Below are 11,363 nucleotides of genomic sequence, written 5' to 3'. Positions count from 1 at the left end.
TGATCTGGCGACGCAATAAAAAAGCCGCGCTCCAGAGAGCGCGGCTTGCATGGCGGCGACTATTTCAACCGTGGGGATGTTCAACGCAACGGCCGGCATGCTGCGAACAGCTGCCATCCATGGGGGGGGCGGTGGACCCACAGTGCAGGTGGGTCACATGCCAGACCCCGGCGGTCGCGCCCACCTGGCGGCGAGCGCAGCCGTCTCGCCGCTTAGAACTCGGACCAGTCGGATTCGTTGGACGGTGCCACTGCCGCCGCGGCACGGCCCGCCGGGCGCGCAGCATGCGGCTTGCTGGCCGGCATGCTGGCAGCAGCCGGGCGCTTGGCAGCGATGTGGCGCACCACCGGCGTGGCACGGGTTACCGCTTCCAGCTCGGCCGAGAGGCGGAACTGCGCCACCGCTTCGGTGAGCTGCTGCGCCTGCTCTTCCATCGAGCGTGCAGCGGCGGTGGCTTCTTCCACCAACGCGGCGTTCTGCTGGGTGGCCTCGTCCATGTGGGTGACGGTCTGGTTGACCTGCTCGATGCCGGCCGACTGCTCCTGCGAGGCGGCAGAAATCTCGCTCATGATGTCGGTGACGCGCTGCACCGAGGAAACGATCTCGGCCATGGTGCTGCCGGCCTGATTCACCAGTGCCGAGCCTTCGGCCACCTTGCTGACCGAGTCGTCGATCAGCCCCTTGATCTCCTTCGCTGCACCTGCCGAACGCTGCGCCAGCGTGCGCACTTCCGAGGCCACCACGGCAAAGCCACGGCCCTGCTCGCCGGCGCGTGCCGCTTCCACCGCGGCATTCAAGGCCAGGATGTTGGTCTGGAACGCGATGCCGTCGATGACGCTGATGATTTCGGCGATCTTCTTGGACGAGGTTTCGATGCCGGACATGGTGGTGACCACCTGGCCGACCACGTTGCCGCCGTGCGATGCCACGCCTGCCGCGCCGATGGCGAGCTGGTTGGCCTGACGCGCGTGCTCGGCGTTCTGCTTGACCGTGGAGGTGAGCTCTTCCATCGAAGCGGCCGTTTCTTCCAGGTTGGCCGCCTGCTGCTCGGTGCGTTGCGACAGGTCGTTGTTGCCGGCGGCAATCTCGCCGGCGGCCGTGTTGATGGCCAGGGTGGAGTGCTTGATGCGGCCCACGATGTCGGTCAGGCGCTGGGTGGTCGCATTGGCGTCGTCGCGCAGACGTGCGAATACCCCGTGGAATTGCCCGTCCATGCGCGCGGTCAGGTCGCCATCGGCCACGGCGCCGAGCAGCTGCGACAGCTTGCCCAGGTTGCGGTCGCTGACTTCCATCATCGAGTTCAGATCCGACACCATCACGGCGAAGTCGTACTTGAAGCGCTGTGCATCGCCACGCGCACTGAAGTCACCGGAGGCGGCGGCCTGCGCCAGGTGCTTGATCTCGGTGTTGATCGACAACAGGCTGGCCTTGGCTGCATCCATTGCTTCATGCAGCACCGCGCGGCTGGCCGGCAGGCGACGCGCATCTTCGCTCAGGTCGCCCTGGGCATATTGATTGAGGATGCGCAATGCATCGATGATGGCATCGAGATGCTCGAAGATCATCGTGTTGATGCCGGTGGCGAGGTTGCCGTAGACGCCGGGGAAATCTTCCGGCATGCGGTGGGTGATGTCTTCGGCAGCATGCAGGTGCGACATGCGCGCGGTTTCGTCGGAGAAACGGCGCAGCATCTGGGTCATGCCACCGGTGGCCTCGAGCATCTGGCCGATCTCGTCCTTGCTGGTCTTGCCGACCTGCACGCCCAGATCGCCGCGCGAAACCGCCTGGATGGCGCCCAGTGCCTTGGCGATCGGGCTGGTGATGCTGCGCGCGATCAACCAGCCGAAGCTCACCGACAAGGCGGCCATCAGCAAGGTGCCGATCAGCAGCACTGCGCTGGTCAGCTTGAACGAGCTGGCGCTGGCAGCAACCATGTCGCCCAGCGCCTTGGACTGCTGTGCATACAGCTTGTCCACCGAGGCGAACAGTTCCTTGCGGATCTCGCCCGATTGCTTGCGCGAAAACTCCATCGCAGCGGCGCGGTCGGGCTCTGCATAGAGCGTGCGCAGTTGCTGGTTGGCCGCGAAATAGCGTGCGCTGGCATCGGTCAGCTTGGCGTACTCGGCCTTCAACGGCGAGGCCGCACCGATCTTGGCGTCAAGCTGCTTCTGGGTATCGGCGTACTTGGCCTGGATTTCATCCATGCGTTTGAAGAAATACGCGTAGCGCTCCGGGTCTTCCAGATTGAGGAACTGGCCCACTTCGTAGACGCGGAATTCGCCGGCAAAACCGCGCAACTCGGACAGGCGGCTCAACACCGGCACCACGTCCTGGTTGATCAAGGTGGTTTCGCTCTGCATCTGCTTCATGCGCGAAAAACCCAAACCGCCCAGTAATGCGGTGAGTACGGCACTCAGACAGAAGGCAAACATCAGTTTGCGGCGGATCGGCCAGTCGTTGAACTTATTCATCAGTTGCTCCGGAGCATTGCCTAACGGCGTTATCCAGCACGCTAACGGCTGAAACGCCACATTCTTTAATTGTGAAGTATTAACGGGTACGCAAACGCCTGCCGGTTCCGGCCAACGCTGCAATACAGCGGTCGCGGCGATGGGGCCGGGTCGCAGGGCCGCTAGACAGCGCGATGCGTCACTGCGCCACATCCAGGCCGCAGGTGCACACCGGTCTTGCTCAGAAGTCCTGCCACTGGCGGTCGTTTCCGGCGGTGGCTGCGGGCGCGTTCACTACCGGCTTGCGTGCGCTCGGCACCCGGGTGCTGCTCGTGTTTGACCGGGAAACTGCGGCGACGGTGGGCTTCGTGGCCGCAGGCGTTACAGCCTGCGACGGCGCATCGGCCAGGGTAAAGCGCGACACTGCGTGCGCCAGCTGGCTGGCCTGGTCTTCCATGGTGCGCGCAGCGGCAGTGGCTTCCTCCACCAACGCGGCGTTCTGCTGGGTCGCTTCATCCATCTGGGTGATGGTGAGGTTGACCTGCTCGATGCCCGACGACTGTTCCTGCGACGCGGCAGCGATCTCGCCCATGATGTCGGTGACGCGCTGCACGCTGGCGACGATGTCGGCCATGGTGGTGCCGGCCTGATGCACCAGCTGCGAGCCCTCGGTGACCTTGCTCACCGAATCGTCGATCAAATGTTTGATCTCTTTTGCGGCACCGGCCGACCGCTGCGCCAGCGTGCGCACCTCGGAGGCGACAACGGCAAAACCCCGGCCCTGTTCGCCGGCACGCGCCGCTTCCACGGCGGCGTTGAGCGCCAGGATGTTGGTCTGGAACGCGATGCCGTCGATGACGCTGATGATCTCGGCGATCTTTTTCGATGAGACTTCGATGCCGGACATGGTGGTGACCACCTGCGCCACCACCGCGCCGCCCTGCGAAGCCACGCCAGCCGCTCCGATCGCCAGCTGGTTGGCCTGACGTGCGCTCTCGGCATTCTGTTTGACAGTGGAGGTGAGTTCCTCCATCGAGGCGGCAGTCTCTTCCAGATTGGCCGCTTGTTGTTCGGTGCGCTGCGACAGGTCGTTGTTGCCGGCGGCAATCTCGCTGGAGGCGGTATGAATGCTGCCGGCGGCCTGCTGGATACGCCCGATCACCAGCGCCAGTTGCTCGGCGGTGGTATTGGCGTCGTCGCGCATCGTGGCGAAGACGCCATGGAATTGTCCCTGCATGCGCGCACTCAAGTCGCCGTCGGCCAGCGCGCTGAGCAGGCGCGACACTTCGGCGATGCTGACTGCGTTGGCATCGAGCAAGGCGTTGAGCTGTTGCGCCAGTTGCAGGAAAAAGCCTTGTTTTCCTGCACTGTCGATGCGCTTGGAAAGATCGCCGTCAGCGGCGCTACGCACCACGTCGGCAACGTCGATTTCCACGCGCGCCTCGGCCGTGCGGTCGCGCCACTCGCAGACAAAGCCCAGATGCGCGCCGGCGTCGTCGCGAATTGCCGAAACGTTCTGTGCGATGCAGGTGGTGCGGTACTGCACCTCGCGTTGGGCAGCGCCCTGGCGGTCCAGACGCTGATAGATCTCTGCGTCCTGTGCGTTGCCCACTTCCAGCAGCGAGACCGGCTGGCCGACCAGGTTGGCCGTGCGATGGAACGCAGGTGCACAGGCCTGGATATCGTCCGCGTAGGTGTGCAGCAGGTTTTGCAGCGCACTATTGGTGTAGATGATGGTGAGATCCGGGTCGGCGATATACATGCCGGTGGAAGCGTTATCCAGTGCGGTACGGATGCGCAGGTTCTCGGCCGCGATGCTGCGCTCGCGCTCCAGGCGCTCGCGCAGGTCGCGCTGCATGCGCGCCAAGGCGGCCATCAGGCTGCGCGAGTGCTTTGCGGCGACCGGGATCGGTTGATCCAGGCGGCCTTCGGCGATGTGCTGCGCGGCCGCCATCGCCAGCTGCGGCTCGCCGCCAAGCAGGCCGAACACCGAGCGCAGAATCCAGCCGGCCGCCAGCGCCAGGCACACTAATGCCAGCACCACGGCGCTACCCTGCTGCCACATCACCCGATGGCTGTATTGCTCGGCCTGGCGGCGGCTGGCCTCGTTCAAGGCCAGGATGCGCTCGCTGATGGCGCCCATGCGGGTTTCAAGCTGGCCGAACTTGTCGTTGAAATCCGCGTAAGCCGCTGTGCTGTCCGCATGCGTCTCGGCAGCTTTCACCACCTGGTCGGCGGCTGCGATATAGGCCTGCAGTGCCGGCGTCACCGCGTCCAACTCGCTGCGCAATGCAGGGGCCAGCGGCAGTTTGCGGTTGGCTGCCAGCGACTCGCGAAATTCGCCCGCATGTTCGCCCAATGCGGTGCGTGCGACTGCAACTGCGTTATCGTCTTTCGTGGAGGCAGCAAGCAACGCCGCGGTGACATCGCCGCGCAGGGCGTCGTGCATCATGTCCGCCTGCATGTGGTTGCGCAGCGCGTCGGAAGAGATGACCTGTGCGGCAATCGCATCGAGCAGGCCGCGCTGGCCGTTATAGCCCACGCCACCCAGGGCGAGCAGCGCCAATGCGGCCACCAGCACCAGGACGCCCAGCATGTGCATGATCTTCATGGTGCAACCCGTGTCAGAAGCGGAAAGACAGGCCCACGCCGAGCGCGTGATCCGGTGAGCGGTCGTTGAGTCCGCGGCTGTAGACAGCGTCCAGTTGGACGTCGTTGCTCAGCAGCCAGGCCGAGCCGATATCGAGCAGGGCGACGGTGCCGCCATCGTCGCTCTTGGCGATCTGCGGCAACGCCACTTCGACGAACGAGCGCACGCGGTCGTTCCAGGCCTTGCCGAGAACGGCGCCGAAAATGCCGGCGGTATATCGGTTGCCCTGGCCATCGTCGTCCCAGATCACCCCGGGCATCATGCCCGCGGAAATGCTGTCGCTGAGCTCCCATTCGGCCACCAGCCGGAACGAGGGGCGCGCACCATGGCCGCGTAACGCCTGCGCGCCGCTGGGCAGATCCACGTGCAGCAACCAGGCCAGCGAGGTCTTGTCATCGTCGGAACTGGCCAGGTGGTGTTTGATGCCGAGCGAGACATCGGACATGCCGCTTACCTGCGCATCGCCGGGCAGGTCGATGCGCTGCCAGCCATCGGTTTCCAGCCGCAGTTCCCAGGTCTGGCCCAGGCCGTAGCGCAGCAGCGTGGGCGTGGAATATGCATCCACCGCGTCGTCGCGTTCCCACGCGACGCTGGTTTCCACCTGCACGCGGCGGTCGCCGACGGTGAGGCTGGATTCCACGAAATCCGTGCGGTCGGTCGCGATCGGGTCTTCAGCGCGGGCCTGACCCATCACACCCAACAACACAAAACAGCTGGCGATAACAGACGGCTTCATGGCATCCCTTGCGTGGCAACCTGCGGGAACGAATATCCGGATGCATGCGCTGGCTGTGTTGGCTGCAACAGCCTGCATGCATTGCTGGACCGGCTGCTGCGGTGGGGCGCAGGCAATCGATGTCATCCACACTAACGGCAACGCTGCATGATTCTTGATGCGCGTCGGACGGGCGGAAGGGCAGGGCATGCGCAGCGCGCCGATGACGCGCCATGCCGGATGCAGCTGTCGTGGAATGCAGGTAACGCTGCGAATGTAAGGTGACGCTTGTGTGCGCTTGCAATCCACTGCGCACGGGGCGGTTAGAAATCCTGCCACTGGCTGTCGTGACCGGCAGTGCCGGACGACTTGCCCACGGACTGACGCAGCGGTGTCGCTACGCGCTTGCCGCGGGCAGGTGACGGCTTGGTGGTGCCCACCGCGCGCACCGCTGGTTTGCCAGTGGACGCAGCCAACACCGGTTTGACCGCATGGTTGAGCTTGAAGACCGCCACCGCCTCGGTCAGCTGGCCAGCCTGTTCTTCCATCGCACGCGCTGCGGCAGTGGCTTCTTCCACCAGCGCGGCATTTTGCTGCGTGGCTTCATCCATCTGCGTCACGGTGAGGTTGACCTGCTCGATGCCGGTCGATTGCTCCTGCGAAGCGGCGGAGATTTCGCCCATGATGTCGGTGACGCGCTGCACGCTGGCCACGATCTCGCTCATGGTGGTGCCGGCCTGATGCACCAGCGACGAGCCTTGTTCCACCTTGCTCACCGAATCGTCGATCAGGTGCTTGATCTCCTTTGCAGCACCAGCCGAACGCTGCGCCAGCGTGCGCACTTCCGAAGCGACCACGGCAAATCCGCGGCCTTGCTCGCCGGCACGCGCCGCTTCGACGGCGGCATTCAAGGCCAGGATGTTGGTCTGGAACGCGATCCCGTCGATGACGCTGATGATCTCTGCGATCTTCTTGGACGAGGTCTCGATGCCGGACATCGTGGTGACGACCTGCGCCACCACCGAGCCGCCGTGCGAGGCCACGTCGGCTGCGCCGATGGCCAGCTGGTTGGCCTGACGCGCATGCTCGGCATTCTGTTTGACGGTGGAGGTGAGTTCCTCCATCGAGGCCGCGGTTTCTTCCAGATTGGCGGCCTGTTGTTCGGTGCGTTGGGAAAGATCGTTGTTGCCGGCGGCAATTTCGCTTGCGGCTGCGCTGATGTGCGTGGCCGAAGTCTGAATGCCGGAGACAATGCCGGTGAGCTGCGCCACCGTGGCATTGGCATCGTCGCGCATGCGGGCGAACACGCCCTGGAAGTCGCCGTCCATGCGGGCGGTGAGGTCGCCTTCGGCCAGCGCACTGAGCAGACTGGAAATCCGCTCCAGGCTCAGCGAGGTGGTTTCCAGCAGGCCATTGAGCTGGCGGCCGAATTCCAGATAGAACCCATGCTTGTCTTCCAGCGCCAGGCGCTGGCCGAAATCGCCCATCAAGGCGGACTGCACCAGTTCGGCCACTTCCTGTTGGGTGCTCACTTCGGCGCTGATATTGCGCCACAGCAGCATGCTGCCGCTACGACGGCCATCAGGGGCATACAGCGGGGTCATGGTCAGATCCAGTGTCACCGGCCCGAAGCGGTAGCGCTCGGTGGTGGTGGACTGCAGCTGCCGCAGACGCTGTGTACGCGCGGTGCCTTCGCTGTCGTTGCCGAACACGTAGTCGATCGGCTTGCCGACCACCGCATCGGCACTGAAGCCGGTCTGGCCCTTGGCATGGAAGGCGGGCTCGCCCTGCTTGAACGAGGCGTGCAGCGCTTGGGTGATGAACACCGCGTTGTGCTGTTCGTCGGCCAGCAACACTTCCATTTCCGAGTGTTCCAGTGCGGTGCGGATGCGCAGGTTTTCGTTGGCAACCTGCGCATCGCGCTCGATGCGCTCGCGCAGGTCGCTCTGCATGCGTTGCATGGCGCCCATCAGGCGGCCCACCTCGTCCTGGCGCTGCACGGCGATCTGGTTGTCGAGCTTGCCCGAGGCGATCGCATCGGCCACGTGCGCGGCGGCCTCCAGCGGCCGCACCACCTGGCGACGCAGCAGCGCAAACAGCGCCACGCTGAGCACCAGCGCCGAACCAAGGCCGACCGCAAGGATGGTCCACAACAGGTGATGCGCCTGCTGCATGATCGTGGCATACGGCACCACCACGCCCAGCGCGAAGCGCTCCTGCGCCTTGCCGATCTGTAGCGGAACGTAGGCGCTGACCGCACCGTTTGCATCGGGGCTGAAATCCAGCGCGTCCTTGCCGGCCTTGATCGCCTCCAGCATGGTGCGGTGGCGTGCGTCGGTGACCTGCTTGCCGATGCGCGTGGTGTCGTGCGATGCCAGCACCACGCCGGCGGGCGAGAGCAGTTCGACGTAACCGTCCTGCATCGGGCGCAAGGCGCCAAGGCGCTGCTGCAATGCCGCCAGTGCCACGTCCACGGTCACCGCGCCCAGATACTTGCCGTCCTGCAGGATCGGCGTGGACAGCGTGGTCATCAGCACGGTCTTGCCGCCGATCTTGTAATCGTAGGGTTCGGCCACGGTCTGCCGCAGTAGCGCCCGCGGTTTCAGATTCCAGTCGCCCAGGCCGGGGGTTTCGTAATCGGTGAGCGGCTCGCGGACCAGTGTCTGGTCGCTGCGTCCCCAGTAGGTCATGAAGCGGCCTGTGGCGTCGTGGCCCTTGGCATTGGCGAATGCGCTGTCGTTGCCATCGAAGGCCTGCGGCTCCCACAAGGTGCCCATGCCGACCCACTCGGGGTGATCCAGCAATTGGTCGTGGACCACGGCTGCGGCACTGTCGCGGCTGATGCCGCCATTGGCGCGTTGTACCAGCAAGGTGGTGGCCAGCGATTGACCGGTCGTCAACGCCTGGCCAAGGTCGCTGCCGATCTGCTCGGCCTGGTAGCGCGCGGCATTTTGCATCGTGGCCTGCGCAGAGGCGCTCAATGCACGACTGCTTTGCCAATAGGTGATGGCCGCGGTCAAACCGAAGCACAGCGACGCGATGACCGCCGTACCGAACATCAGGCGGTACGCCAGGCGTCCGCTGAAACGTGAGTGGGTGGAAGGCGAGGTCATGGGCGTCGTTGCGAAAGGGAGAAGTGAAGGGAACGCGGAAAAGGCAACCCCGCCAGGGCGGGGCATGTGCGATCAGTAGGCGGCCAGCGCAACCCGCGCCGGCGCGCGTGCGCCTGCATGGCCAAACGGGTTGGAGGCGGCAGCAACGATCCGGAAGCTGGACACCGCTTCATCCAGCTGCTGCGCCTGCTGCTGCATGGCATTGGCCGCGGCGGTGGCTTCTTCCACCAGGGCCGCGTTCTGCTGGGTGCTCTCGTCCATCTGGGTGACGGTGAGGTTGACCTGTTCGATACCGGCCGACTGTTCCTGCGAGGCGGCAGAAATTTCGCTCATGATGTCGGTGACGCGCTGCACCGAAGAGACGATCTCGGCCATGGTCTTGCCGGCCTGATCCACCAGCAGCGAGCCCTCGGAAACCTTGCCCACCGAGTCGTCGATGAGGTGCTTGATCTCTTTGGCCGCACTGGCAGACCGCTGGGCCAGCGTGCGTACTTCCGAGGCGACCACCGCAAATCCGCGGCCTTGCTCGCCGGCACGTGCGGCTTCCACCGCGGCGTTCAACGCCAGGATATTGGTCTGGAAGGCGATGCCGTCGATGACGCTGATGATCTCGGCGATCTTCTTGGACGAGGTCTGGATGCCGGACATGGTGTCTACCACCTGGCTCACCACCTGGCCGCCTTGCGATGCCACGCTGGCGGCGCCGATCGCCAACTGGTTGGCCTGACGCGCGCTTTCGGCATTCTGCTTGACGGTGGAAGTGAGCTCCTCCATCGAGGCGGCGGTCTCTTCCAGACTGGCGGCCTGCTGTTCGGTGCGCTGCGACAGATCGTTGTTGCCGGCGGCGATTTCGCTGGCCGAGCCGGTGATGGAACTGGCGGCCTGCTGGATGCGCCCGACGATGCCGGCCAGCTGGGTGGCCGTGGCGTTGGCGTCGTCGCGCATGCGCGCGAACACGCCATGGTACTGACCCTCCAGGCGCGCGGTGAGGTCGCCTTCGGCCAGGGACGCCAGCAGCTCGGACAGCTTGCCCAGGTTGCGGTCGCTGACCTCCATCATCGCGTTGAGGTCGTTGATCATGCGCGCCGAGTCGTGCTTGAAACGCGTCGCATCGCCGCGCTGACTGAAGTCGCCGTTGGCCGCGGCCTGGGCCAGGCGTTTGATCTCGGTGTTGATCGCCAGCAGGCTGGCCTTGGCTGCATCCATCGCTTCATGCAGCACCGCACGCGTGCCGGGCAGGCGCGCGGCATTGCGCGACAGGTCGCCTTGCGCATACTCGTTGAGGATGCCGATCGCATCGACGATGGCATCCAGGTGCTCGAAGATCATCGTGTTGATGCCGGTGGCCAGCTCGCCGTAGACGCCCGGGAAATCGGTCGGCATGCGGTGGGTGACATCGTCGCCGGCATGCATGTGCACCATCACCTTGGTCTGCGCGGAGAATCGCTCCAAGGTGTGAACCATCTCGTCGGTCGCCTTGAGCATCTGGCCGATTTCATCGGTGCCGTGTTCGGCGGTACGCACGCTCAGGTCGCCGCGCGCCACACCCTTGATGGCTGCCAGGGCACGCGACACCGGCTCCAGGATGGAGTTGCCGATCATCCAGCCCACCAGCAGATTGATCAGTACCAAGGCGCCCCCGGCGATCGCAACGATGCCGGTGAACACCAGCGCCTGCGATTGGGTGTCGTCCAGGTACACGCCGGTGCCGATCACCCAGCCCCACGGCTTGTAAAGCGCGGCGTACGAGGTTTTCTGCACCGGATCCTTCTGCCCTGGCTTGGCCCAGGTGTAGTCGACATAGCCGCCGCCGGCCTGCGCTGCGGTGACGAACGCCGGAAACACGCGCTTGCCATCCGGGCTGAGCACATCGCTCAACGGCTTGCCGACCAGGTCGGGCCGGGTGGGATGCATCAGCATCGTCGGCGTCTGGTCGGTGACGTAGATGTAATCCACACCGCCACGTGCGCGCATGGTCGACAGGGTATGCAGCGCACTTTTCTTGGCGGTCTCCGCGTCGATCTCGCCCTTCTCGGCGCGCTCGGCGTAGCCATTGACCACTGCAATCGCCATCTCGATCTGGCTCTTGAGCCCATCGCGGCGCGTATCGGTCAGATCGACGTACTGCATGCGTGCGGCGATCACCGCCAAGGCAATGATGCCCAGCGCAACCAGAGCAGTCTGGGCGAAGAACTTGCGCTTGAGCGGCACATTGGCCAGCGTTTTTGCAACCGTGGTCTTCAGCGTCATGGCAGATATCCAGCAAAGGAATGTGACCGGTGTAAGTCGATTAGGGAAGGTCTGAACAACGAGACCTGACAGGGCGGAAGGTGGCGTCGTTCCGAAGAGTGGCTTTTGGAACTTCGGAATTTCGCCATTTCTGGCGCTTTCCGCGGGAATTTCCCGGTTCACAGACGCACGCTCCCCATCGCCGG

At 64.7% G+C, this 11,363-nt stretch carries 5 protein-coding genes; all 5 read right to left on the bottom strand.

Features of this window, described 5'->3' with window-relative positions; genetic code table 11:
* Window positions 1-212: 212 nt before the first annotated feature.
* Window positions 213-2,471, bottom strand: coding sequence for a methyl-accepting chemotaxis protein (locus tag J7367_RS11210; protein ID WP_057659997.1), 2,259 nt, complete (start codon window positions 2,469-2,471; stop codon window positions 213-215).
* A 220-nt stretch (window positions 2,472-2,691) separates the two neighbouring features.
* A complete protein-coding gene (locus J7367_RS11205; RefSeq protein ID WP_057659995.1) occupies window positions 2,692-5,061 on the bottom strand; it encodes a methyl-accepting chemotaxis protein in 2,370 nt (789 codons plus the stop codon).
* A 13-nt stretch (window positions 5,062-5,074) separates the two neighbouring features.
* Window positions 5,075-5,836, bottom strand: a complete 762-nt coding sequence (locus J7367_RS11200; protein WP_057659993.1) for a transporter — start codon at window positions 5,834-5,836, stop codon at window positions 5,075-5,077.
* A gap of 302 nt (window positions 5,837-6,138) precedes the next feature.
* Entirely contained in the window at window positions 6,139-8,928 is a 2,790-nt protein-coding gene (locus tag J7367_RS11195) for a methyl-accepting chemotaxis protein (RefSeq protein ID WP_057659991.1), read from the bottom strand.
* A 72-nt stretch (window positions 8,929-9,000) separates the two neighbouring features.
* Window positions 9,001-11,178 (bottom strand): methyl-accepting chemotaxis protein, encoded by a 2,178-nt coding sequence (locus J7367_RS11190; protein ID WP_057659988.1) that lies wholly within the window; start codon window positions 11,176-11,178, stop codon window positions 9,001-9,003.
* Window positions 11,179-11,363: the final 185 nt, after the last annotated feature.

The organism is Xanthomonas sp. D-36-1 (assembly GCF_017746155.1).
Taxonomy (GTDB): Bacteria; Pseudomonadota; Gammaproteobacteria; order Xanthomonadales; family Xanthomonadaceae; genus Xanthomonas; species Xanthomonas cissicola.
The sequence above is the reverse complement of the archived record's forward strand: the minus strand, read 5'-3'. Positions and strand labels throughout refer to the sequence as shown.

Coding starts and splice junctions, on each gene's coding strand:
- J7367_RS11210 (WP_057659997.1), bottom strand. CDS start 2,471: ATGAATAAGTTCAACGACTGGCCGATCCGCCGCAAACTGATGTTTGCC.
- J7367_RS11190 (WP_057659988.1), bottom strand. CDS start 11,178: ATGACGCTGAAGACCACGGTTGCAAAAACGCTGGCCAATGTGCCGCTC.
- J7367_RS11200 (WP_057659993.1), bottom strand. CDS start 5,836: ATGAAGCCGTCTGTTATCGCCAGCTGTTTTGTGTTGTTGGGTGTGATG.
- J7367_RS11195 (WP_057659991.1), bottom strand. CDS start 8,928: ATGACCTCGCCTTCCACCCACTCACGTTTCAGCGGACGCCTGGCGTAC.
- J7367_RS11205 (WP_057659995.1), bottom strand. CDS start 5,061: ATGAAGATCATGCACATGCTGGGCGTCCTGGTGCTGGTGGCCGCATTG.